The organism is Sutcliffiella horikoshii, assembly GCF_019931755.1.
Lineage (GTDB): Bacteria > Bacillota > Bacilli > Bacillales > Bacillaceae_I > Sutcliffiella_A > Sutcliffiella_A horikoshii_E.
In genome coordinates this window covers 2,948,577-2,973,840 of record NZ_CP082918.1, presented here as the reverse complement: position 1 = coordinate 2,973,840, position 25,264 = coordinate 2,948,577, and the positions used below count along the sequence as shown (strand labels likewise).

Sequence of the window (25,264 nt, the reverse complement as noted above, 5' to 3'; positions counted from 1 at the left end):
AAATGGAAAACCTTTCGCGGTATCAGGTGAACCAATCAGACAAAAGCTAGTAATGTTCGAAAAGAGGTGGATTCTTTGAGAACATTTTCTCGAGTGATTGGGATGCTAATTTACGATATGGCATCAGGGAATAAGATTGGCCGGGTAAAAGATCTTTGCATTGAAGAACCAGGGCATATCAAAGGACTGATCATCGATGGAAAAGGCCTGTTCCATCGAGCCAAGTTTCTACCCTTTGAATACATTCATTCTTTTGGCGAGGAAGGAATCATGGTGGGAGAACACGCTCTTACACCCATTGCCAAAAAGGACGGACAAGTGTATTATCACCACTTTCATGGTATAAAAGGAAAGTCTTTTATAACGGGAGAAGGAGATAAGCTCGGGCTGTTGGATGATGTATATTTCGAAGAGGAAACGGGCACAATCGTAGGATATGAGGTAACGGACGGTTTTTTCGCAGATTTGTCAGAAGGAAAGAAAATTGTAAAGAATCCTTCAGATCTTGTCATCGGAAAAGATACCGTCGTCGTTTCTGTACTATCCTAACGCGAGGTGTCAATGATGGTCCTTTGTTGTCCTAATTGCAAAAGTAAAGATATCGGTAAAATCGGTGTGAATCAGTATTATTGTTGGGGTTGTTTTATTGAGCTTTCCGTATCCAAAGGGATGGTCCATACTCATCAGGTGGAAGAGGATGGGACGTTGAGTTCTTTGGATGATTTGTTTCATGAAGACGATCGACAAATTAGTATGTAACTAAAACTTGGGAGTGAGTCGCATGAACAGAGCTATGACATCCTTGTTAATGATTGGCCTTGGAGCCGCTGCCACTCGACTTAGCCGAAATAATGATGTGCAAAACTTTTTGGGAGATATGACTTCCAAACGCAATATGAAGAAAATGAGAAAGCAAGCAAAGAAATTGTTTTCTTAATGTGAAGCCCGTTCCTTTTACAGGAGCGGGGTTTTTTACGTTTAAACAGTTGATTTCCGTTCCAGGCGCTTCGCTTGCCTGCGGGCGGTCCGTGAACCTCCTCACTTCGTTAAAAGCCCAACGAAAATACCATTGATTTAAAATGTTGTTTAAACACCGCTGTTGATTTCCGCAAATGGCTTCGCTTTCCTAGGGGCGCTGCTGGAGCCTCCTCGGCTACGCCTGTGGGGTCTCCACCAAGCGCTATCTCCCTCAGGAGTCTTCGCCTTTTGCTCCAATCAACAGCTAGAAATCACTAAACACATGATAGTTCCGTTTTCATTGGCTTTCCTTCCTCCCGCGGGCGTCTGCGCGCCTTCCACTACAATCAACTAGGATACTGTCGTTTTACATTTTGGACAGTCTTTGCCCTGTATGATTTGACATTATGTATAGTGAAATACAAGCCTAAAGACAGTAGAATATACATAAAGTTCTAATTATTCTAATAATTTATTTTTCGCATGCAATCATCAAAAGGAGGTTCTTATATGTCCGACAAAGTGATGATAGGTTTAATTCAGGCATCCAATGATGTGGATGGTTCGGAGGCCGTGGAGGTCCATAAAAAGGCGGCCATTGAAAAGCATATCAATCTTGTTAGGGAAGCGAAGGCAAAAGGCGCACAGATTATTTGTCTTCAGGAAATCTTTTATGGGCCATACTTTTGCAGTGAACAGAATGCCAAGTGGTACGAGGCTGCCGAGGAAATCCCGAATGGTCCGACAACAAAACTGTTCCAAGACCTTGCTAAGGAACTTGGTGTAGTTATTGTCCTTCCCATTTATGAGAGAGAGGGCATTGCCACGTATTACAACACCGCAGCAGTGATTGATGCGGATGGCAAGTATCTCGGCAAGTACCGTAAACAACATATTCCTCAAGTTGGGGTAGGAGACCAAGGCCACGGCTTCTGGGAAAAATTTTATTTCAAACCGGGCAACCTTGGTTATCCAATTTTTGATACAGCATATGCAAAAGTCGGCGTGTACATATGCTATGACAGACATTTTCCTGAGGGTGCAAGACTGCTTGGTTTAAAAGGTGCTGAAATCGTCTTTAACCCTTCCGCTACAGTGGCCGGTCTCTCGGAATACTTATGGAAACTGGAGCAACCTGCACATGCAGTGGCAAATGGCTATTATGTTGGTGCCATCAACAGGGTCGGGGTGGAAGGTCCATGGAAAATGGGCGAGTTTTATGGACAGTCCTATCTGGTTGATCCAAGAGGGTCCTTTGTTTCCATAGGTAGCAGAGATCAAGATGAAGTAATCATTGGTGAAATGAACAAAAAATTAATTCGTGAAGTGAGAGATGTGTGGCAGTTTTACCGTGACAGAAGACCGGAGACATATGAAGAAATGACCGCACTTTTGCCGTAAAGGACAAGAGGTAATTCATTCGCAGTTTGTGAACCTGATTCCAGTATTTAATATTGGGCACATCCGTCGATATGAGTTACCTTTTTTTCTTGCGAGAATGGATAAAGGGGAGTGGGTATGTGAAAGGGGCAATGAAACGAATCGATTTAGAAAATTTAGTTGTGAATTTTATGGAAGCAAAACCTGGTTTAACAGATCGGGAAGCATTGGAGGAGGCTAATCGCTGTCTATATTGCTACGACGCACCTTGTATTGTAGCGTGCCCTACTAGTATTGATATTCCTTCTTTCATCAAAAAAATTGCTTCTGGTAACTTAAAAGGTTCAGCCAAAACGATCATGAGTGCCAACCCTGTCGGAGCAAGCTGTTCGAGGGTATGCCCGACGGAAGAGTTGTGTGAAGGGGCGTGCGTACTTAATCATCATACAAAACCGATTGTCATAGGCGATCTTCAACGGTATGCAACAGATTGGGCCATCAGAAACGAGCAGGTTCTCTTCCAAAAAGGGAAATCCAACGGTAAAAAGGTAGCGATTGTCGGCGGGGGGCCAGCAGGGCTTTCTGCAGCTCGTGAATTGGCTTTACTTGGATTTCAAGTCACTATTTTTGAAGCAGAGCAAGAAGCAGGCGGTCTTAATACGTATGGCATTGTCTCCTTCCGCCTACCTAAAAGTGTTTCTTTTTGGGAAGTGGAGCAGGTTAAAAGCTTGGATGTGGAGATACGAACAAATACACGAGTGGGAGTTGACATTTCCGTAGATGATATTCTGACTCAATATGATGGGGTTATTTTAGCAATTGGAATGGCTAGTGTTCCGATGCTTGGAATTGATGGAGAAGATCTGAATGGAGTATATGACGCCATTGATTTTGTAAAAGAAACAAAAACGAACAGCATTACAGATAAATTTAAAGGCAAAAATGTCGTGGTCATTGGTGCTGGGAATACTGCCATCGATGGCGCAACCTGTTCCGTCCGGCTCGGCGCTGAAAATGTAAAGATTCTCTATCGCAGAACGCAAGAAGAGATGACGGCTTATGACTTTGAATATGAGTTTGCAAAGCAGGACGGTGTAGAGTTCCGCTGGCTTACAGCGCCAAGTAAAATTATCGGCAATGAAAGAGGCGAAGTAGCGGCTATTGAATGCATAAAGATGGAGCTTGGAGCCCCTGGTGCTGATGGTAGAAGGAGACCTGTTAAAGTGGAAGGTTCCGAACACACATTACAAGTAGACGTTGTAATCAAGGCAATCGGTCAGACGAGATATACCAACCTTATTGAACAATTCGGTCTTATTCACGACGATGGAGTAGTGAAAATAGATAAGCATACACATCAAACCTCCAATGAAAAAGTATTTGCCTGTGGTGATGTTGTGTTTGGTAAGGGGCAAGGAGAGGCAATGGTGGTGACTGCTGCGGAACAAGGAAAACTTACCGCATATGCTCTGTACGAAAAACTCGTAAAGAACAAGGTGGAGACAGCTTAAAACTTAGAGTGAGGGGGAAAGCATTTGGCAGATCTATCAATAAATTTGGCAGGTATTAAAGCACCGAATCCATTCTGGCTTGCTTCAGCACCGCCTACTAATTCTGGATATCAAGTACAGCGTGCTTTTGAAGCAGGGTGGGGAGGCGCTGTATGGAAAACTCTTGGAGATCCCATTATTAATGTGTCTTCTCGGTTTGCGGCAGTCAGTTTTAATGGACAGCGAGTAGCAGGCTTCAACAATATTGAGCTTATAACCGACAGACCTTTGGAAATAAACTTAAGAGAAATTGAAGAAACAAAAAAGAAGTTTCCAGATCGGGCGGTCATTGCCTCTTTAATGGTAGAACCCAAACAAGAAAAATGGCATGAAATAGTGAAAAAGGTGGAAGCGGTAGGTGTGGATGGACTTGAGTTGAACTTCGGCTGTCCTCATGGAATGGCTGAAAGGGGAATGGGTTCTGCATCTGGCCAGGTTCCGGAACTTGTGGAAAAGCAAACGTATTGGGCGAAAGAAGCGGCAACTACACCTGTCATTGTTAAATTGACACCAAATATAACAGACATCACTGTGACGGCAGAGGCAGCAGTCAGAGGAGGAGCTGATGCTGTCAGTATGATCAATACGATTAACAGCCTCGCTGGTGTGGATATTGACAGTTGGAACACGATACCACATGTAGGAGGTAAAGGTGCCCATGGCGGATATTGCGGACCTGCTGTAAAGCCGATAGCCCTCAATATGGTGGGAGAATGTGCAAGAAACCCTAGAATAAATGTACCTATTTCCGGTATGGGCGGCGTCTCTAATTGGCAAAATGCCGTAGAGTTCATGCTGATGGGGGCAACAGGTGTTCAAATTTGTACGGCAGCTATGCATCATGGGTTTCGAATTGTGGAAGACATGTTGGATGGTTTGAACAATTACCTAGATGAGAAAGGGATTGCCAAGGTGATGGACCTTGTAGGAAAATCTGTACCTAAATATTCCGACTGGGGCAACCTCGATTTGAACTACAAAATTGTAGCAAGAATCAATCAGGATACCTGTATTAACTGCAATAAATGCCATATCGCCTGTGAGGACACTTCCCATCAGTGTATTGATATGCTGAAGGATTCCTCAGGGAAATCCTATTTGCAGGTAAGAGAAGAAGATTGTGTTGGTTGTAATCTTTGTTCTATTGTCTGCCCAGTGGACGACGCGATCACCATGGTGGAGCTGCCCCATGAACAACCGCCTATGACATGGAATGACAGGCAGTCTGCTCTTGGTTTATTGAAACAATTCGAAGTGGATACGGTTAAATAAGGGGGAATGGAACAAATGGCAGCAAAAAAACTAATAAAGAACGGTATTATTGTGACAGCAAGCGACCAGTATGAAGCAGACATTTTGATCGAAGGGGAAACAATCTCTTCTATCGGCCTCAACCTTTCATCAGCTGATGCGGAAGTGATAGATGCAAAAGGCTGTTATATCTTCCCTGGTGCGATTGATCCACATACTCATTTGGATATGCCATTCGGTGGCACTGTAACAAAGGATGATTTTGAAAGTGGAACAATGGCGGCAGCTTTTGGAGGAACGACATCCATCATTGATTTCTGTCTGACAGAAAAGGGCCGACCGCTTCAAGATGCGATTAAAACTTGGCATGACAAGTCAAAGGATAAAGCGGTTATTGACTATAGCTTTCATTTGATGATTGGTGAAATGAATGAAACCGTCATGAAGGAGCTTCCACAAGTAATCGAAAAAGAAGGAATCACATCTTTTAAAGTATTTATGGCCTATAAAAATGTGTTTCAGGCAGATGATGCCACCCTTTTCCGTACTCTAAAGGCAGCGAAGGACCTTGGTGCTCTTGTTATGGTTCACGCAGAAAATGGAGATGTTATTGATTACTTAACAAAAGAAGCGTTGGAAAACGGAAATACCGACCCAATTTACCATGCTTTAACAAGGCCTCCTGAGGTGGAAGGGGAAGCGACTGGAAGGGCAGCCCAACTTACTTCGCTTGCAGATTCTCAGCTTTATGTGGTTCATGTATCTTGTGCAGAAGCGGTAGAAAAGATTGCCGAAGCAAGAAACAAAGGAGTGGAAATTTGGGGAGAGACCTGTCCGCAATATCTGGCTCTTGATAAAAGCTATTTAGAAAAACCGAACTTTGAAGGCGCCAAATATGTCTGGTCTCCGCCATTGCGTGATAAATGGCATCAAGATGTTTTATGGAATGCCTTAAAAAGCGGTCAGCTTCAGACGCTTGGCTCTGATCAATGCTCGTTTGACTTTGAAGGCCAAAAAACGTTGGGCAAAGGTGACTTTACTAAAATACCAAATGGAGGACCGATGATCGAAGACAGAGTCAGCATTTTGTTTTCAGAAGGGGTGAAAAAAGGAAGAATATCCATCAATCAGTTCGTCGACATCGTATCTACACGTGTCGCAAAACTTTTTGGTATGTTTCCGAAAAAAGGAACCATTTCTGTTGGAGCCGATGCAGATATCGTCATTTTTGACCCGAACCATGAAAGGGTGATATCCGCTTCGACCCACCATATGGCCGTTGATTATAATGCATTTGAAGGAATGAAAATAACCGGTGAACCAGTTTCTGTCTTGGTGCGAGGTGACTTTGTCGTTCGTGATAAGCAATTTGTCGGTAAAGCAGGAAGCGGGCAATATATCAAACGCAACAAATATGGAGCAACATCCCAACTAAAACAGAACGAGACCTTGTCTATCTAACCCAACTAACCTAACAATTCTATTCAACCAACCTCCGTATGCTTGACCTACACAATCACACTAGGTCAAGCATTTGTTATATCAGAAAAAGCGATATTCCTTTGCAGATCACCCGGAACGGAGATCTGCAAAAGTTGATAGATATCATAAATTTTTATAATGGGGTGTTGTGATGAAAAAGAATGAAAGTTATTTAAAATCGCCAGACCTGCTACCGATCTCTCACGCTAACCGGAAAATCGGCACACTCGGGTTTGCAGTCATGTGGGTCGGAATGGCAGTCGTACTCGCTGCCTTTGCAATCGGAGGAGCAGGCGTCCAAAGCTTATCGCTAGGTTGGGTAATCGTTGCTACCATCATCGGAAGCGTAGCCATCGGATTGTTCATGACCATTACAGGTGATATAGGTATCGAACATGGACTCTCCTTCCCCGTTTACATGCGCGCACCATTTGGAACGATAGGGACACATATCCCTTCCATTATCCGGGGCTTGGCGGCATCCTTCTGGTTTGGTATCAATACCTACTTCGGTGCCACAGCTATGAATGCCATCCTTTTTACACTAACAGGTTTTGATAACTGGTTTGTATGCTTTCTCATTTTTGCTGCTGTTCAACTTCTTAATACCGCACTTGGCATTAAAGCGGTTGAGCGCTTTGCTGATCTTGCAGCACCAATCATTATCATCATTTCTGCCTGGATGTACACCACCCTTTCTGACAGAGCGTTGGAACAAGGCCGGGAAGTATGGTCGTGGATTGAAAGTCCTGTAACAGGAGGAGCTGCTGTAACAGCTTTCCTGATCGTCATTTTCAGTAACATGGGATTCTGGGCGACGTTGGCAGCAGATATTCCATCTATCTCACGTTTTATTAAAGCGCCTAAATATGAACGAAATTGGTTGAAACGGAATAAATCCAGCATTGTCGGAAGCGTGATTGCCTTGCCTATTACTCAAACTTTTATGGTAGCCATCGGCGGTGTTTCTTATATTGCCGTATCAAACTATGATCCTGTTGTCGCATTGCAGGAAGCAGCCAGTGGAATTGTTCTAGGTGTTCTTTTATTAATGATCATTTTTGCTCAGTGGTCCACCAATGCTTCGGCAAATCTTATTCCGGCTGCAACCATTTTTTCCAATGTTGGAGGTCCGAAAGTTCCGTTCTGGGCGGGGGTTGTCATCGCAGGAATTGTCGGTTCTGTTGTTCAACCGTGGAACTTATTTGGAATATTGATTCCGGTTCTATTGATTGTAGGAGGAATCCTTTCTGCCATTGTGGGGATATTGTTTGCAGATTACTATCTATTAAGAAAACGACGTGTGAATGTTCATGATCTTTATGAGAACGAAGGTCAGTTCAAATATACAAAAGGATTCAATTTGGCAGGATTTATTTCGTGGTTTGTAGGTGGAGCGGCAGCATACTATCTTGCAAACTACTCTTTCATCGTCGGTTTTGTTGTAGGTGGAGGATTATACTACATTCTCGCAAAATATTGGTACTTTAAAAAATACCAGCAAGCCGAAATAGAGGATCCGGATGATGAAAAGTATCTCGGTATTACAGTCGGAAGAGACTGGGTTATTGTGGAAGATGATATCTATGAGGAACCAAAAGAGCTTTCAAGTTAAATCAGTCAGGAGGAATATAATTTGAGTGATTATCAACAATATATAGCAGAAAAAGAAAAGATCGACTTTTTCATAAATAAAGGGTTTCGTATTAAAGATGTAGAAGAGAACTTAGAAGGTTCCTTTCTTGTCCTGGAACGAAACGATGGCAAGAAAGAAATTTCCCATGAAGAGACCCTACACATTAAGCATGCAGATTCCAGGAAGTACTTTGCCTCCCTTTTGATTAAGCAACAACGGCAAGAAAATTAACGAAACCTTCATAGTTTCATCTTGCTGCGAATAAAATCATGTAAACTGCATCGTGAAAGGAGTATCCTTTATATGGAATATCAATTGAAATGCAAAGAGAGCGCCTACCCTTGCGAGGTAACAATTGATGAAGACAACAACAGGTTCACCATCCGCAAAGCAGATTCCAGTGGCGAGTTTTTTAATTCACCTGAAGAACTGGTAAATTGGATTTTGGAAAACTGGGATTCAAGCGACTTTAATGATGAAGGTGAATTTCAAGAAATGGTACAGGAGATTCAGTTATATTTTCCGATAAATAATTAAGTGAAAATGGATGACATGTTGATTAAAGGCCAACATGTCATCTTTTGTGTGTTTTTGTCAGAATATTTAATTAAATAACATCTCTTATTACGTTATAATGAAAGTATCGTTTTAGGACCTAGTCATACATAAAGGTAACAACCAATTCAAGAAAAAGAGGTGAATCCATGAAAACCATGTTGTCGCTGCAAGAGATCATGAAGCGGAAACAATTTGAAAAATCGGAAGTAATCGCAGGGGAACAAGGTATCCACCGCCAAGTAAAATGGGTACATGTCGTTGAGATAACCAATATAGAAAAGCTGTTAAATGGACAAGAATTAATTTTATCCACTGGAGTTTCTTTTGGAAATAATATGGAGAAATTCAAGTCATTTGTTCAGCAGCTCATAAACTGTCAGGCTGCCGGTTTATGTATTGAAAAAGGTGCCTATATCCCCTTCATCCCACAGGAAATCATTGACTTAGCTAATGCACAAGCATTCCCTCTCATCCTCTTTCATCAGGAAGTGTCATTTGTAGATATTACGCAAGATATTCATTCTGTGTTAATTAACCAGCAATATCAAATGATCTCTCAACTCGAAAGTTACTCTCAAACGTTGAACAAGAAACTATTGACCATTACCCACGAAATGCAAATACTACACTATCTGCAAGAACACTTGGAAACTCAAATAATATACGAAAATAAGTCAGGAGAGAGGTTCTTCATACCTGACGTTCCTATTCACGAGCGGAAAAAAATCGTATGCTCAATGAATTCTGATCTTTTAAAAGAAAGGTACTTGAAGGAGTCTGTTCAGGTACTGGACAAGCAACATGGTGTCATTCATATTCTTTCTCACGACCGCGCACTGAGCGAGTTTGATCATTTACTATTGGATCGAACCATCACAGCGCTTGCTCAGCATATTTTAAGAGGGTTGTATGTGGAGGAGAAAAGGAGACTGGAAGAAAGTGAGTGGCTTCGCAGTTGGCTTGAGGGTGGTCAAAGCAAAGAATCCATCCGGGATTTCCTTGGTCGCAATGAGGCTGTTTTTCATAAAGGCGGAGTGGTCCTTCTTTGTAAAAAGAAAAACCAACAGGCTCCGGCGTTGGACAAAACTTATCTCACCCTTTTATTTCGCTCCATCTTTGAACAGCAAGGTTTCTCTGTGTTCTTTACGGAAATGAAAAATACGCTAACGGTCATTCTTATTAACAGAAGAGAGGAGAAAGGCTGGAAGGATAGGCTATCTGAAGGGGTAGCCAACATTCTCGGCAAACAAAAGGACTCCAAAGGCAATTATTCACTCCGTTTTGCGGTAGGGAAATATGTTCTCCCGCTTGATCAACTTTCCAAAAGTTATCAGTCTTCATGGGAGGCTATGCAAATTCAGGAGCAGCTATTAAAGGATGAACATTTCTCCTTTTTCGAGGACCTTCATATTTACCGCTTGATTTCGTTCATGCAAAAACATCATGATCTTCGTGATTTTGTCATGGAGTATTTGGAACCTGTCATTATTTATGATCAAAAGCATAATGGGAAGCTTCTTGAAACATTAAAAATTTATCTCTCCTGCAATGGTTCAAAAAAAGAAACGGCAAGTAAGCTCTATATTGTCAGGCAGACTCTCTATCATCGCATTCAAAAACTTGAAAGCTTACTAGGGGAGGATTTCATGACTTCTGAAAAGAGACTTGTGATCGAGTTCATGGTAATGGTCTATGAATATTTGAATACCACCAATTCGTATTTGGACGGAGATAGCAAAACCTATAGTCTTTAAGATGATGACAAAGTTGGTTTCCTAAAGGGACCAACTTTTTTTCTGCCAAAATGTCAGGAGTAAAACCTTATCCATTTTACATTTTGTCTAATGAAAGCCTTTCTATTTTGTCAGATAATAGTCATAAGTTCTAAATATTCTATTAACGAATGGGAGGACAATAGCATGACAATTACTTCAAAAGACACAAGGGTATTGCAAAATTTCATAGATGGAAAATGGGTGGATTCCAAAGGCTCAGAGAAGATGGAAGTCATTAACCCGGCGACAAAAGAATGTTTGGCAAAGGTCCCGATATCAACCAAAGAAGATGTAGAGGAAGCGGTTAAGGCAGCCAAACTGGCATTTAAAACATGGAAGGATATGCCTGTACCTAAACGTGCACGCATCATGTATGCCTACCATCACCTTTTAACAGAAAATCATGACGAACTGGCAAAGTTGATTGTGCTTGAGAATGGAAAAGCCTTCAAGGAAGCACATGGAGAAGTACAAAGAGGGTTGGAGTGTGTGGAATTTGCAGCAGGTGCTCCAACATTGATGATGGGAGAGACCTTATCAAATATTGCGGAAGATATTGATTCTAGCATGTACAGATATCCGCTGGGAGTGGTCGGCGGGATAACTCCCTTTAACTTCCCGATGATGGTTCCGTTATGGATGTTCCCACTCGCCATCGCATGCGGAAATACATTTGTGTTAAAGCCTTCTGAACGGACGCCGATGCTTGCCAATCGCTTAGTCGAGCTGTTTGCAGAAGCGGGAGCGCCGGACGGGGTGTTGAACATCGTCCATGGTGCACATGATGTGGTAAACGGTTTACTAGATCATGAGGATGTTAAAGCAATTTCCTTTGTCGGTTCCCAGCCGGTTGCAAAATATGTGTATGAGACTGCCGCCAAAAATGGAAAGCGGGTTCAGGCATTATCTGGTGCGAAAAACCATCATGTCGTTATGCCGGATGCCAATATAGAAAAAGCAGCACAGCATATTTTGACATCTGCATTTGGAAGTGCGGGACAGCGTTGCATGGCATGCAGTGCAGTAGTGGTAGTCGGAGATAACGATCAATTTGTAGAAGAGCTGAAAAACAAAGCAAACTCCCTGACAATCGGAAACGGTATGGATGAAGACGTATTGTTGACCCCTGTTATTAGGGAAAGCCACAGAGAAAAAGTACTAGGCTATATTAAACAGGGAGTTTCCGAGGGAGCGTCTCTGATTCGCGATGGCCGAAAAGAAATGGATGAAATGACAGAAGGCATTTATCTTGGGCCAACCATCTTTGATCATGTGACCCCAGAAATGACGATTGCCAAGGAAGAGATTTTTGCACCGGTTCTTAGCCTCTTGCGTGCAAAAGACCTTGACGAGGCGCTTGCTCATATCGAGAAATCCCGCTTCGGCAATGGCGCAACCATCTATACAAAAGATGCCAAGGCGGTAAGGCAGTTCAGGGAAGAAGCCGATGCTGGAATGATCGGTGTCAATGTAGGAGTTCCTGCAACCATGGCATTTTTCCCATTCTCCGGCTGGAAAGATTCCTTCTACGGCGACCTTCATGTAAACGGAAAAGACGGGGTCAACTTCTTCACCCGCAAAAAAATGATCACATCAAGATTCGATTTCTAAAATAAGGTGTAGAGTAAAAGAAATTTCTAGCTGGTGATTGGAGCAAAAGGCGTAGAATCCTGCGGGGGAGTAGCGACAATGTTGAGACCCCGCAGGGAACCGAGGAGGCTCAAGGTCGCCCCGCGGAAAGCGAAGCCATTTTGCGGAAATCACCAGCGGTGTAATGAAGAAGAAAGGGTGTTTCCGTTGGGTAAAATAAATCAAACGCAAGAACAAAATTTATTGGCTCAAGATGACCGCTATCTATGGCATTCCATGAAACCCTATAGCCCATCCTCCACCATGGTCGTAAAAGAAGCCAAAGGCGCTTGGATCACTGATATCGATGGCAACCGCTATTTGGACGGTATGTCAGGGCTTTGGTGTGTCAACGTCGGCTATGGCAGAACGGAACTAGCAGAAGCCGCTTACGAACAGCTGAAAGAACTGGCTTATTTTCCACTAACACAAAGTCACGTCCCAGCAATCAAACTTGCTGAAAAGCTAAATGAGTGGCTTGGAGAAGAATACGTCATTTTCTTTTCCAACAGCGGGTCGGAAGCAAACGAAACAGCCTTTAAAATTGCAAGACAGTATCATGCTCAACGTGGGGAGAGCAACCGTTATAAAATTGTATCAAGATACCGGTCTTATCACGGTAACACGATGGGGTCCTTGGCAGCAACAGGCCAGGCGCAACGAAAATATAAATACGAACCGCTCGCTCCAGGGTTTGTGCATATCCCGCCTCCTGACACGTACAGAATGGAAGATGCGCTAACAGAAAATCCGATGAAAATGCGATGTGTGAAAGATGTGGATCAAGTGATGACCTGGGAGCTCAGTGAAACTATTGCAGCGATGATCATGGAACCAATCATTACAGGTGGAGGGATCCTTACACCGCCAGACAGCTACATGGGAGCAGTCTCAGAAATTTGTAAAAAACACGGTGCCCTTTTAATCGTAGATGAAGTAATCTGCGGTTTTGGGAGAACCGGAAAACCATTTGGGTTCATGAATTATGGCGTGAAACCAGACATCATCACCATGGCCAAAGGTATTACAAGTGCTTATCTGCCACTCTCAGCCACTGCTGTAAAAAAGGAGATCTATGACCAATTCAAGGGTTCTGAGGAGTACGACTACTTACGACATGTGAATACATTTGGGGGCAGTCCGGCATCATGTGCCTTGGCATTAAAAAACCTTGAGATCATGGAAAATGAAAAGCTGATAGAGCGCTCTGCCGAAAAAGGGGCAGTATTATTAAGCGAACTCAAATCCCGTCTGTCCGATCATCCCTTTGTTGGCGATGTTCGTGGAAAAGGGCTGTTAATAGGAATCGAGCTTGTTAAAAACAAGGAAACAAAAGAGCCAATCGAAATAGATAGAATTAACGGAGTCATTGCCTCATGTAAAAAGAAGGGCTTAATAGTTGGGAAAAACGGAGCGACCGTAGCGGGCTTTAATAATGTCCTGACCCTGTCACCACCTCTCTCCATCAGTGATGAAGACCTGCAATTTATTATTAACACGGTGGCCGATTCTATATCTGAGTTGAATTAAAAGGCTTGTATAAATAGTGATAACTAAATAGAGAATAACGAGTAGGAGGCGTTTCTCTTGGAAAATCAGAAGAAATGGCTGTTACGCCTAGGTACACTTCTACTCGTTATGATTATTTTGTATGTCTTTATGAAACTGAGTCCATTGTGGGCGCCGGTTTTGAGGGTTTTGTTCATCATCAGCATCCCATTTTTCATCAGTATTTTCATTACATACCTGTTGCATCCTGTTGTAGAATACACACACAACCGAGGGTTGCCAAGACCAATTGCTATACTTATCATTTATCTCTTATTTTTTGGTGGAATCGGTCTCATAGCTTACAAGGGGATACCGGTCATCATTGATCAGCTATGGGAGCTGTCAGAAAACTTCCCGCGATTGGCTCAAACATATAGCGGTTGGATCAAGCAGATTCATAGTTCCACTTCTAGTTGGCCGGATGGGATTCATGAGAGGGTGGACCAGACCTTTAGTGAATTCGAAGCCATGCTGACAATTCTCATGACAAAAGTTGTAGCAGGGTTGAAAGGTTTGTTAAACTCCTTTTTTATCTTGATCGTCATTCCTTTTATCGTGTTTTATCTTTTAAAGGATTATGATCAAGTGAAAAAAACGATCTGGTACTTGACCCCTCGAAAATGGAGGGAGCCTGGAATCGCCTTTTTAAAGGATGTAGACATTTCACTTGGCAGTTATATAAGGGGCCAGTTGACGGTATGTTTAATTATTGGCATATTGGCTACTGCAAGCCTCTGGTTGACCGGGATGAAATATCCCCTTGTGCTTGGTGTAATCATAGGAATCACCAACATCATCCCTTATTTTGGACCGATTATCGGAGCGTTTCCGGCAGTGATTATCGCTGCGACTATTTCAGTGAAGATGGTCCTGCTGGTAATCATCATTATATTTGGTCTGCAATTTATAGAGGGGAACATCTTATCGCCGTTGATTGTGGGGAAAAGTCTCCATATACATCCGGTTTTCATCATTTTGGCTTTATTGATTGGTGGAGAGGTGGCAGGGGTGGTAGGATTGATTTTGGCAGTACCTGTATTCGCTGTGATGAAGGTTACTTTAACTCATCTTACAGCTCATTTTATCAAACATTGACAACGGTCTTTCTGTTGCATATAATCGAAGCATACTAGCTACATAAACTAATTCAAAGAAGGATCTGAGTACGTTACAGACCATCCTGATAAGAGAGGAATTCCACGGCTGAAAGAATTCCAGGGTGAAGGGTAGTGGAAAGCTAATCCGGAGAGCAGGGTAAAATCCTGCCGGCTTGCACCGTTAAAGCAATCTGAGAGATGGCAGAACTATTCTGTCATAATCAGGGTGGTACCGCGAGAACACTCTCGTCCCTGTTTTAGGGACGGGAGTTTTTTGTTTTCTTCAAATTTCCCTGTTGACTGAAGTGCAAGGTGTGAGACTCCGGCGGGAGGTAGCGGTAGACTTGAGACCCCACAGCGCAGCGAGGAGGCTCAAGCACCGCCCCGCGGAAAGCGAACACCTGGAACGAAAGGAAACTGGAGTTTAATCAGTAACACCTAAGGAGGAAAATCAAATGAAATATTTAACATCCGCTCAAGTTCGACAAATGTTCCTGGACTTCTTCAAAGAAAAAGGACATGCTGTTGAACCTAGCGCATCCCTTGTCCCACACGAAGATCCATCCCTATTATGGATCAACAGTGGCGTTGCAACATTAAAAAAATACTTCGATGGCCGTGTCATTCCAGCAAATCCCCGTATTTGCAATGCACAAAAATCCATCCGTACTAATGATATTGAAAACGTAGGGAAAACTGCCCGTCACCATACTTTCTTTGAAATGCTTGGTAACTTTTCCATTGGAGAGTACTTCAAAAAAGAAGCAATCGACTGGGCTTGGGAATTCCTTACGAGCGAAAAATGGATTGGTTTTGACCCGGAAAAGCTATCCGTCACCATTCATCCAGAAGATGAAGAAGCATATAAGTACTGGAATGAAGTAATTGGCGTTCCTGCTGAAAGAATTATCCGCTTAGAGGGTAACTTCTGGGATATCGGAGAAGGCCCAAGTGGACCAAATACAGAAATTTTCTATGACCGTGGTGAAAGCTATGGCAACGACCTGAATGACCCAGAACTGTATCCAGGTGGAGAGAACGAACGCTACCTTGAAATTTGGAACCTTGTATTTTCTGAGTTTAACCATAACCCAGATCATACTTACACACCGCTTCCTAAGAAAAACATTGATACAGGTATGGGCCTTGAACGTATGGTTTCCGTTATTCAGGATGTACCGACGAACTTTGATACAGACCTTTTCATTCCGATCATCGAAGCGACTGAAAATGTGTCTGGTGAAAAATACCGCACAAACGTAGAAAAAGATACGGCATTTAAAGTAATCGCCGACCATATCCGTACGGTGACATTTGCAGTCGGGGATGGTGCTCTGCCTTCTAATGAAGGTCGTGGTTATGTACTTCGCAGACTTTTAAGAAGAGCTGTTCGTTACGCTAAACAACTTGGCATTAACCGTCCGTTCATGTTTGAACTTGTGCCGGTTGTAGCAGAAATCATGGTCGATTTCTACCCAGAGGTAAAGGAAAAACAAGACTTCATCCAACGAGTAGTGAAAACCGAAGAAGAGCGTTTCCATGAAACACTGAATGACGGTTTGGCGATCCTTTCCACTGTCATTGCAAAAGCTAAAGAGGATGGAAGTACAGTAGTTTCCGGAGCAGATGCATTCCGACTGTATGATACGTATGGTTTCCCTGTTGAACTGACGGAGGAATATGTGGAAGAACAGGGTATGGAGCTTGATCACGCTGGTTTCGAAAAGGAAATGGAAATGCAACGTGACCGTGCTCGTTCCGCGCGTCAAGATTCCAATTCCATGCAAGTTCAATCAGGTGTGCTTGGTGAAATCCGTACAGAGAGCAGTTTCGTCGGATATGACCAGCTTGCAGCAGAAACGACTTTATCTGTCATTGTTAAAAATGGCGAGCTGGCAGATTCAGCTGTTACAGGTGATGAGGTTCAAGTAATTTTGGCAGAGACACCTTTTTACGCGGAAAGCGGAGGTCAGATTGCTGACCACGGATACATCGTAACCGAATCAGGCAGAGGATTTGTAAAGGATGTTCAAAAAGCTCCAAACGGCCAAAACCTTCATACTATTGTAGTGGAAGAAGGCGTGTTAAATAGAGAACAGACCGTTAAAGCAGAAGTGCACGCGAAAAACCGTGCACAGATCATTAAAAACCACACAGCTACACACATTCTGCACCAAGCATTGAAAGACGTGCTAGGCACTCATGTAAACCAAGCTGGATCTCAAGTGACGGCTGATCGTCTACGATTTGACTTCTCTCATTTTGGCCAAGTGACACAAGAGGAAATCGAGAAGATTGAAGCGATTGTTAATGAAAAGATATGGGCAAGCATCAATGTTGTCATTGAAAACAAATCTATCTCAGAAGCAAAAGCAATGGGTGCAATGGCATTGTTTGGCGAAAAGTACGGAGATATCGTTCGTGTTGTCCAAGTTGGAGAATACAGCCTTGAGCTTTGCGGTGGTTGTCATGTTCCTAATACATCTGAAATCGGTTTATTCAAGATCGTTTCTGAGTCTGGAATCGGAGCAGGAACACGCCGTATGGAAGCTGTTACAGGCGAAGGGGCTTACCGTCTATTGAATGATCAAGTTCAATTGTTAAAAGATGCAGCGGCAAAGCTTAAAACGAAACCACAGGAAGTTGGAACAAGAATCGATGTTCTTTTATCAGATATGAAAGAACTACAAAGAGAGAACCAATCCTTGGCTTCAAAGCTTGGAAACATTGAAGCATCCAACCTTTCTTCTAAAGCAAAAGACGTTAATGGCGTAACGATGCTTGTGAGCAAGGTAGCAGGTACAGACATGAATAACCTGCGTACAATGGTGGATGATTTAAAAAATAAGCTAGGTTCTGGTATCATAGTACTTGCAAGCGTTCAAGATGGTAAAGTGAATATTTCTGCAGGGGTAACAAAAGATCTTATTGAAAAAGGTTACCATGCCGGCAAGGTTGTAAAAGAAGTGGCTACACGTTGCGGCGGCGGCGGTGGAGGTCGTCCAGATATGGCACAAGCAGGCGGAAAAAACCCGGAACAAGTCGATTCTGCATTAGAATCTGTTGAAGATTGGATAAAATCCGTTTAACATTGCCGACATTTGGTGTACAATAAAGGTAACAATTGACAAGCAGATAGAAAAAAAGAAGTCTAAGAGAGAGGTGCAAATGATGAGCTCCTTTGACAAAACAATGAAGTTTAACTTTCCGGAAGATGCAATGGAAGCTAATGTGGATGACGTATTAATAACAGTTTATGAGGCGTTGCAGGAAAAGGGGTACAACCCTATCAACCAGATTGTCGGTTATCTGCTATCTGGAGACCCAGCATACATTCCGCGTCATAAAGAAGCAAGAACGCTTATTCGGAAAATTGAAAGAGACGAGCTAATTGAAGAATTAGTGAAGTCTTACCTAGAACAGCACCGCAAGGAGTAGTACATGCGCATTTTGGGCTTAGACGTCGGTTCCAAAACAGTCGGTGTTGCCATCAGTGATGAAATGGGATGGACAGCACAAGGGTTGGAAACGATAAAAATTGATGAAGCAATAAAAAATTTAGGTTTCAAGCGATTGAAGCAGATCATCGCTGAATATAAGCCTGAAAAAGTCGTCATTGGCTTCCCTAAGAATATGAACGGTTCCATCGGTCCCCGCGGCGAAGCCAGCAAGCATTATGGTGACATGCTGACTGCCAAAACGGGACTGCCGGTCATCTATTGGGATGAAAGGCTATCTACTGTAGCAGCAGAAAGAATTCTGCTTTCTGCTGACGTAAGTAGAAAAAAAAGAAAGCAAGTAATAGACAAGATGGCTGCCGTTGTCATTTTACAAGGATATCTAGACAGCCAACAATAAATTAGAGGTGAGCATAATGGAACACGGAGAACAAAATATTACAGTAGTAGACGAAAACGGGAATGAGCAATTATGTGAGGTGCTTTTCACATTTGATTCTGAGGAATTTGGAAAGTCCTATGTACTTTATTACCCGGTAGGAGCTGAAAATGATGACCAGGATGACATCGAAATCCATGCATCAAGCTTCGTCCCTAGCGAATCAGAACAAGGTGGCGACCTTCAACCGGTTGAAACGGATGAAGAGTGGGACATGATTGAAGAAATGTTAAACACTTTCTTGGCTGAAGAAGAAGAGTAAGAAAAAAGAGAGCAAACAGGTTACTCCTGCTTGCTCTCTTTATTTTTGTCCACGCTTTTTACATCTGTAAACAATAGAGTGGTCAATTGCTCTTTATTAATAATCAAATCGGCTAAGGTATATTGATCCAATACGGAAATAAACGCTTGTGTCGCTTGATATAATACCCCTTTTAACTTGCAGTGTGGTGATATGACACAAGATGCATGATCTTGAAAACACTCAACAATATGAAAATCTTCCTCCGTTTGCCGTACCAATTCGCCAATATTCACTTCCTTGGGTTCTTTGGCTAACATCAAACCCCCATTACGGCCGCGAATTGTCTCCACATACCCTAACTTTCCAAGATGAAAGGTAACCTTCATAAGATGATTTTTAGAAATATCATAAGCTTCGGCTATTTCTTTTATTTGAATTAGTTTGTTGTTCTCAGGTGCACTTGCTAAATATAGTAGAACTCGTAATGAGTAGTCAGTGTATAGTGTAAGTTTCATAATCTACCTCCAATTTTATTTTACCATACCCTTTATTCTGAATGAAAATGGTAAAACTACTAAATGACTGTATGCCAATCACCCTAATAAATTCAAAATATTTAGGAAAAAAGTAATGATTATTGCGAAAAAAATGGTAAAATATGATGTGGGAATGTGTCGGAAAAGAGAAAATACATGTTTTTTGTCAAAAAAATAATGAATTTGTTGTATAATTGTTAGTTGTACGAGAGGGGGTATTTTTTTGTCTGAAAAAAATAACAAAGACTATATTCAAGAAAAATTGAAAGAAAAACATTTTGAAGCAAAGATTGTGCGCCGCATTGTCTTTACAGTATTTGTCATACTCATGCTAGCCCTGACTGGAGTTATTGGCGGCGGTTATTTTTATATAAAAAATGCATTGCAGCCTGTAAATGAAGAAGATACCAAAACAGAAAAAGTAGATATTCCTATAGGATCATCCCCGACATCCATCGGTCGTATTTTAGAGGAAAATGGCATCATTAATAATGGGAAAATATTTCGTTATTACGCAAAGTTTAAGAACGAATCAGGATTTATGGCTGGGGAATACGAGCTAAGTCCTTCTATGAACCTTGACGAGATAATTGGTCACTTAAAAGAGGGGAAAGTGCAACAAGAGGCACTTTTCCAAATTACCATTCCAGAAGGTCGTCAATTGGAACAAATTGCTGTAATTCTGGAAAATAGAATGGACCTTTCAGAAAAGGAGTTTCTAGAAACAGCAAATGACAAAAAATTCCTCGAAAAAATGAGGGAGAAATATCCGAATGTTATCACAGATGAAATGTTTGAAGAAGATGTAAAGTATGCTTTAGAGGGTTACTTGTTCCCTGCTACCTATCCTTTCTATGTGGAAAATCCAACGGCAGAAGAAGTTATTGATACCATGCTTCAAAAGACGGATGAGATTCTTCAGGATGACGAAGTAAGAATAGGCATGGGTAATATGGATTTAACTCCACATCAATTGCTGACGATGGCAAGTTTGATAGAAGCGGAAGCAACCATGCAAACAGACCGTGATTACATTTCAAGTGTTTTCTATAACCGTCTTGACGTAGGAATGCCGCTTCAGACCGATCCGACTGTGTTATATGCGCTAGGTGAACATAAAGATCGAACATTATATGAAGATCTTGAAGTGGATTCACCTTACAATACGTATAAGAACCAAGGTCTGCCACCGGGTCCTATCGCCAATGCCGGTCTTACATCCATTCAAGCCGCATTGAATCCTGCAGAAACCGAGTATTACTATTTCTTGGCAACACCAGATGGCGAAGTGTTGTTCAATGAAACGTTGGAAGAGCACAACATTGATAAAAATGAACATATCACAAGTCAGGACAACGGATAAGACTAATAGGGAAGTGCGAAATTAATTCGCATTCCCTATTTTTTTGTGGTAAAATATATCGAGTTGTTTTGAACTAAAATGATTGAAATTTTAAAAGAGGGTTCCTCCATTGAGGTCACCTCTATTTTCTTTGTTTTTAGCAAGAATAAAGGAGGCGTCCAACGTTGGAAGCCAATGAAAATAAAATAATCACCTACTTAAATACACTCACTCCACAAAGGAATGAGCTTGTCAGCAAAATGGAAAAGCTTGCTGAAAAAGAAAACGTGCCAATTATGGACCTGGTCGGAATGGAAACACTCCTTCAGCTCTTAAGGCTTTCCACACCAAAAAGGATCCTTGAAATTGGCGCTGCTATCGGATATTCCGCAATCAGGATGTCACAAGCTTTACCAGAAGTGACCATTGTGACAATAGAGCGGGATGAGCACAGATACTTGCAAGCAAAAGCGCATATAGAACAAGCCGGGCTCCAAGATAGGATCCAACTGATTTTAGGGGACGCGTTGGAAGTACTCGCCCAAGTGGAAAAAGAAGCGCCGTTTGATTTCATTTTTGTTGATGCAGCAAAAGGGCAATACGAACGGTTCTTTACCATGTATGAAACCCTGTTAAACGAAGCGGGCATCATCATCACCGATAACGTCCTGTTTCGTGGAATGGTAGCAGAGGACCACGAGCTGATCGAACCGAAAAGAATCAGAAATCTTGTCAAAAAAATTGACCGATACAATAGATGGTTGATGGAGCACCCAGACTATATCACCACGATCTTGCCTGTTGGTGATGGGATAGCAATCAGTAAAAAAAGAGGTGAAGAACATTGAAAAAACCTGAGTTATTGGTGACACCACTAGACTTAACGAATTTGAAGGACCTGATAGATGCAGGTGCAGATGCATTTGTTATTGGAGAAGAGCGCTATGGTTTGCGCTTGGCGGGAGAATTCAAAAAGGACGAAGTAAAAGCGGCCATTGAACTTTCACATAAGCACGGGAAAAAAGTGTATGTGGCAATGAACGCCCTGTTTCATAATGAAAAAGTGGACGAGTTATCCGACTATCTTCAATTCTTGAGTGAAGCTGGCGCAGATGCAGTTATCTTCGGAGATCCTGCTGTTTTAATGGCAGCTAAAGAAGTTGCTCCAAACATGCCGTTACATTGGAATACGGAGACAACGGCAACCAACTACTACACTTGTAATTATTGGGGCAGAAAAGGCTCCAAACGTGCGGTATTGGCTCGAGAAATCAACATGGATGCCATTGTTGAAATCAAGGAAAACGCAGAAGTGGAAATAGAAGTCCAAGTCCACGGCATGACCTGTATGTTCCAATCCAAACGGTCATTACTTGGGCATTATTTTGAATACCAAGGCAAACAGATGGAAGTGGAAAAAGGCAAGGAACGCGCCATGATCCTTCATGATAAGGAACGAAGCAATAAATATCCTGTCTATGAAGATGAAAACGGCACACATATCATGAGTCCAAATGACATGTGCATCATTGACGAACTGGAAGAAATGATGGATGCAGAAGTGGACAGTTTTAAAATTGACGGTGTGCTTCAAACACCTGAATATATCGTCGAAGTAACAAAAAGATATAGAAAAGCAATAGACCTCTGTGCCGATGACAGAGAAGCCTATGAAGATAGTAAAGAAGACTTGTTAAGTGAAATGGAAGAACTCCAACAAGACCACCGTCCTCTAGACACTGGGTTCTTCTTTAAAGAGACAGTCTATTAACAAGAAAAGGAGGTAGCCTTTTATGACAACCTATGTAAATGATAAGATATCAAAGATAGTTGACGGAAAACGAGTGATTGTCAAAAAACCAGAACTACTTGCACCGGCAGGTAACCTGGAGAAATTAAAAATAGCTGTTCAATATGGTGCAGACGCCGTTTTCATCGGTGGTCAAGAATACGGATTACGTTCCAATGCCGGAAATTTCACCTTTGAAGAAATGGCTGAAGGTGTTCAATTTGCTGAAAAATTTGGCGCACGCATCTATGTTACCACCAATATTTTTGCACACAATGAAAACATGGACGGGTTAGATGATTACCTTCGCGGCATTGAAGGTGCAGGGGTACATGGAATCATCGTTGCTGACCCGCTCATCATTGAAACATGCAGAAGAGTCGCACCTAAGCTTGAAGTGCACTTAAGTACACAACAATCCCTGTCCAACTGGAAAGCAGTCCAGTTCTGGAAAGAGGAAGGCTTGGAGCGTGTTGTGCTTGCCCGTGAAACAAGTGCAGAGGAAATTCGTGAGATGAAAGAGAAAGTGGACATCGAGATTGAGACTTTCATTCACGGTGCAATGTGTATCGCATACTCTGGACGCTGTACGCTAAGTAATCATATGACAGCACGAGATTCTAACCGTGGAGGCTGCTGCCAATCTTGCCGTTGGGATTATGACTTGTACGAATTGGATGGTGGCCAAGAAAAGCCGCTATTTGCAGAAGGTGATTCACCATTTGCGATGAGTCCGAAAGATTTAAAGCTGATTGAATCCATTCCTAGAATGATTGAACTTGGAATTGACAGCTTGAAAATTGAAGGCCGCATGAAATCCATTCACTATGTAGCAACAGTAGTAAGTGTGTACCGTAAAGTAATCGATGCTTATTGTGCCGATCCTGAGAGCTTCACAATCCAACAAGAATGGCTGGAAGAGCTTGATAAATGTGCAAACCGCGAGACGGCACCTGCTTTCTTTGAAGGTGTTCCAGGGTATAAAGAGCAAATGTTTGGCAACCATAGCAAGAAGACAGACTTTGACTTCGTTGGATTGGTGCTAGATTATGATAAGGAAACTCAAATGGTGACCTTACAACAAAGAAACTTTTTTAAACCAGGCGATGAAGTGGAATTTTTCGGTCCGGAAATTGAAAACTTCACACAAAAAATAGAGAAGGTTTGGGATGAGAAAGGCAATGAACTAGATGCTGCCCGCCATCCATTACAAATCGTGAAATTTAAAGTGGAAAAGCCGATTCATCCGAACAACATGATGCGAAAGGGGCAGTAATACCATGGGGAAAAAACCGATCGTAATCGGTGTAGCCGGAGGATCTGGCTCAGGAAAAACGAGTGTAACAAAAGCTATCTTTGATCATTTTACAGAGAAGTCCATCTTAATGTTGGAACAAGATTATTACTATAAAGACCAGACAGACGTGCCAATGGAGGAGAGATTAAACACAAACTATGACCATCCTTTGGCATTTGATAACGATTTATTGATTGAACACATTCAGCACTTATTAAACTACGACACAGTCAATAAACCTGTCTATGATTACACCCTTCATACAAGATCAACACAAGTCATTGAAGTAGAACCGAAAGATGTTATCATTGTGGAAGGAATTTTGGTATTAGAAGATGAACGTTTGCGTAACTTAATGGATATAAAGCTTTTTGTAGATACAGATGCAGACTTGCGTATTATCCGTCGCATGCTGCGTGACATTAAAGAGCGCGGACGTACGATTGACTCTGTCATCGAGCAATATGTGACGGTTGTCCGTCCAATGCACAATCAGTTCATTGAACCAACAAAACGATATGCAGATATCATCATCCCAGAAGGTGGACAAAATCATGTTGCCATTGACTTAATGGTAACAAAAATTCAAACAATTCTTGAACAAAAAGAGATTTTGTAATAACATATGAGAAGCTAGAGAATTTTCCAATTGTGGAAGGAGCGAACGATGTATTCCATTTAGTGGGTACATCTTTTTCCACATTTACATACGCTTTGAACTTTATTGCCATAAAGATACAACGTAAATTGGGGAATGCAATTACAGAAGGAGTGAAATGTCATGGCACAAGAGAAAGTATATCCAATGACACAAGCAGGGAAAGACAAGCTTGTACAAGAATTAGAGAACCTGAAATCCGTAAGACGTAAAGAAGTGGTAGAGCGTATTAAAATAGCACGTAGCTTCGGAGACCTTTCTGAGAACTCTGAGTACGATTCTGCAAAAGAAGAGCAAGCATTCGTTGAAGGACGCATCACGCTACTTGAGCAAATGGTCCGCAACGCAAAAATCATCCAAGAAGACAAGGATACAGACGCAGTCGGCCTTGGTAAAACGGTAACGTTTGTTGAGCTGCCAGACGGCGAAGAAGAAACTTACACCATTGTAGGTAGCGCCGAAGCTGATCCGTTCGAAGGCAACATCTCTAACGAATCTCCAATGGGAAGCTCCCTAATGGGCAAACGCGTCAACGATGAAGTAACCATCCAAACTCCAGGCGGAGAAATGAACGTGAAGATCGTTTCCGTAAAATAAGCAATTGATTAAAAAGATCTCACCTCGTCAACAATGTT

At 42.2% G+C, this 25,264-nt stretch carries 25 protein-coding genes and 1 other annotated feature; of the genes, 24 read left to right on the top strand and 1 reads right to left on the bottom strand.

The window, feature by feature from the left end:
- The first annotated feature begins 75 nt into the window (after positions 1-75).
- The 18 genes from K7887_RS15355 to K7887_RS15270 all read left to right on the top strand — a co-directional run bounded on the left by K7887_RS15355 (position 76) and on the right by K7887_RS15270 (position 19,025).
- Positions 76-549: a PRC-barrel domain-containing protein gene (locus K7887_RS15355; protein WP_223490330.1), complete on the top strand. Its 474-nt coding sequence runs from the start codon at positions 76-78 to the stop codon at positions 547-549.
- Positions 550-564: 15 nt separating this feature from the next.
- Positions 565-759, top strand: coding sequence for a hypothetical protein (locus K7887_RS15350; protein ID WP_047969446.1), 195 nt, complete (start codon positions 565-567; stop codon positions 757-759).
- A gap of 22 nt (positions 760-781) precedes the next feature.
- Positions 782-937: a YrzQ family protein gene (locus K7887_RS15345; RefSeq protein ID WP_010196047.1), complete on the top strand. Its 156-nt coding sequence runs from the start codon at positions 782-784 to the stop codon at positions 935-937.
- A gap of 530 nt (positions 938-1,467) precedes the next feature.
- Positions 1,468-2,358 carry a nitrilase-related carbon-nitrogen hydrolase gene (locus tag K7887_RS15340; RefSeq protein WP_223490328.1) on the top strand — a complete coding sequence of 297 codons (891 nt, stop codon included), beginning with the start codon at positions 1,468-1,470 and terminating at the stop codon, positions 2,356-2,358.
- Between the two features lie 131 nt (positions 2,359-2,489).
- On the top strand, positions 2,490-3,848 hold the full coding sequence (locus K7887_RS15335) for an NAD(P)-dependent oxidoreductase (RefSeq protein WP_223493671.1): 1,359 nt from the start codon (positions 2,490-2,492) through the stop codon (positions 3,846-3,848).
- Positions 3,849-3,872: 24 nt separating this feature from the next.
- Positions 3,873-5,159: an NAD-dependent dihydropyrimidine dehydrogenase subunit PreA gene (gene preA, locus K7887_RS15330; RefSeq protein ID WP_223490326.1), complete on the top strand. Its 1,287-nt coding sequence runs from the start codon at positions 3,873-3,875 to the stop codon at positions 5,157-5,159.
- Between the two features lie 15 nt (positions 5,160-5,174).
- Positions 5,175-6,599, top strand: coding sequence for a dihydropyrimidinase (gene hydA, locus K7887_RS15325; protein WP_223490324.1), 1,425 nt, complete (start codon positions 5,175-5,177; stop codon positions 6,597-6,599).
- Positions 6,600-6,771: 172 nt separating this feature from the next.
- Positions 6,772-8,235: an NCS1 family transporter gene (locus K7887_RS15320; protein ID WP_223490322.1), complete on the top strand. Its 1,464-nt coding sequence runs from the start codon at positions 6,772-6,774 to the stop codon at positions 8,233-8,235.
- A 21-nt stretch (positions 8,236-8,256) separates the two neighbouring features.
- Positions 8,257-8,487, top strand: coding sequence for a hypothetical protein (locus K7887_RS15315; RefSeq protein WP_010196064.1), 231 nt, complete (start codon positions 8,257-8,259; stop codon positions 8,485-8,487).
- Positions 8,488-8,559: 72 nt separating this feature from the next.
- The gene (locus K7887_RS15310) at positions 8,560-8,793 is read left to right on the top strand and encodes a hypothetical protein (protein ID WP_010196066.1); all 234 of its coding nucleotides are present in this window, start codon (positions 8,560-8,562) and stop codon (positions 8,791-8,793) included.
- A 167-nt stretch (positions 8,794-8,960) separates the two neighbouring features.
- Positions 8,961-10,568, top strand: coding sequence for a PucR family transcriptional regulator (locus K7887_RS15305; RefSeq protein ID WP_223490321.1), 1,608 nt, complete (start codon positions 8,961-8,963; stop codon positions 10,566-10,568).
- A 165-nt stretch (positions 10,569-10,733) separates the two neighbouring features.
- Complete coding sequence (locus K7887_RS15300; RefSeq protein ID WP_223490320.1) at positions 10,734-12,200, top strand: CoA-acylating methylmalonate-semialdehyde dehydrogenase; 1,467 nt, start codon at positions 10,734-10,736, stop codon at positions 12,198-12,200.
- Positions 12,201-12,386: 186 nt separating this feature from the next.
- Positions 12,387-13,748 (top strand): aspartate aminotransferase family protein, encoded by a 1,362-nt coding sequence (locus tag K7887_RS15295; protein ID WP_223490319.1) that lies wholly within the window; start codon positions 12,387-12,389, stop codon positions 13,746-13,748.
- 57 nt (positions 13,749-13,805) lie between these two features.
- A complete protein-coding gene (locus tag K7887_RS15290; RefSeq protein WP_223490318.1) occupies positions 13,806-14,864 on the top strand; it encodes an AI-2E family transporter in 1,059 nt (352 codons plus the stop codon).
- A 46-nt stretch (positions 14,865-14,910) separates the two neighbouring features.
- Positions 14,911-15,123 (top strand) — a binding site (T-box leader).
- Positions 15,124-15,321: 198 nt separating this feature from the next.
- A complete protein-coding gene (gene alaS, locus K7887_RS15285; protein WP_223490317.1) occupies positions 15,322-17,955 on the top strand; it encodes an alanine--tRNA ligase in 2,634 nt (877 codons plus the stop codon).
- Between the two features lie 82 nt (positions 17,956-18,037).
- Positions 18,038-18,304 (top strand): IreB family regulatory phosphoprotein, encoded by a 267-nt coding sequence (locus tag K7887_RS15280; RefSeq protein ID WP_223493670.1) that lies wholly within the window; start codon positions 18,038-18,040, stop codon positions 18,302-18,304.
- A gap of 3 nt (positions 18,305-18,307) precedes the next feature.
- Positions 18,308-18,724 carry a Holliday junction resolvase RuvX gene (ruvX, locus tag K7887_RS15275; protein WP_223490315.1) on the top strand — a complete coding sequence of 139 codons (417 nt, stop codon included), beginning with the start codon at positions 18,308-18,310 and terminating at the stop codon, positions 18,722-18,724.
- A 16-nt stretch (positions 18,725-18,740) separates the two neighbouring features.
- Complete coding sequence (locus tag K7887_RS15270; protein ID WP_223490314.1) at positions 18,741-19,025, top strand: DUF1292 domain-containing protein; 285 nt, start codon at positions 18,741-18,743, stop codon at positions 19,023-19,025.
- A 20-nt stretch (positions 19,026-19,045) separates the two neighbouring features.
- On the opposite strand, the gene K7887_RS15265 is transcribed toward K7887_RS15270, so the two are convergent.
- Positions 19,046-19,522 carry an RrF2 family transcriptional regulator gene (locus tag K7887_RS15265; protein WP_223490313.1) on the bottom strand — a complete coding sequence of 159 codons (477 nt, stop codon included), beginning with the start codon at positions 19,520-19,522 and terminating at the stop codon, positions 19,046-19,048.
- A gap of 244 nt (positions 19,523-19,766) precedes the next feature.
- On the opposite strand from K7887_RS15265, the gene mltG reads away from it, so the two are divergent.
- The 6 genes from mltG to greA all read left to right on the top strand — a co-directional run bounded on the left by mltG (position 19,767) and on the right by greA (position 25,226).
- Positions 19,767-20,906 carry an endolytic transglycosylase MltG gene (gene mltG, locus K7887_RS15260; protein ID WP_223490312.1) on the top strand — a complete coding sequence of 380 codons (1,140 nt, stop codon included), beginning with the start codon at positions 19,767-19,769 and terminating at the stop codon, positions 20,904-20,906.
- Positions 20,907-21,070: 164 nt separating this feature from the next.
- The gene (locus tag K7887_RS15255) at positions 21,071-21,733 is read left to right on the top strand and encodes an O-methyltransferase (protein ID WP_223490311.1); all 663 of its coding nucleotides are present in this window, start codon (positions 21,071-21,073) and stop codon (positions 21,731-21,733) included.
- Complete coding sequence (locus tag K7887_RS15250; RefSeq protein WP_223490310.1) at positions 21,730-22,656, top strand: peptidase U32 family protein; 927 nt, start codon at positions 21,730-21,732, stop codon at positions 22,654-22,656. The genes K7887_RS15255 and K7887_RS15250 overlap by 4 nt, the downstream gene beginning before the upstream one ends.
- A gap of 22 nt (positions 22,657-22,678) precedes the next feature.
- Positions 22,679-23,950, top strand: a complete 1,272-nt coding sequence (locus tag K7887_RS15245) for a peptidase U32 family protein (RefSeq protein WP_223490309.1) — start codon at positions 22,679-22,681, stop codon at positions 23,948-23,950.
- A gap of 4 nt (positions 23,951-23,954) precedes the next feature.
- Positions 23,955-24,590: a uridine kinase gene (gene udk, locus K7887_RS15240; RefSeq protein WP_223490308.1), complete on the top strand. Its 636-nt coding sequence runs from the start codon at positions 23,955-23,957 to the stop codon at positions 24,588-24,590.
- 162 nt (positions 24,591-24,752) lie between these two features.
- The gene (gene greA, locus K7887_RS15235; RefSeq protein WP_010196096.1) at positions 24,753-25,226 is read left to right on the top strand and encodes a transcription elongation factor GreA; all 474 of its coding nucleotides are present in this window, start codon (positions 24,753-24,755) and stop codon (positions 25,224-25,226) included.
- Positions 25,227-25,264 lie beyond the last annotated feature (38 nt).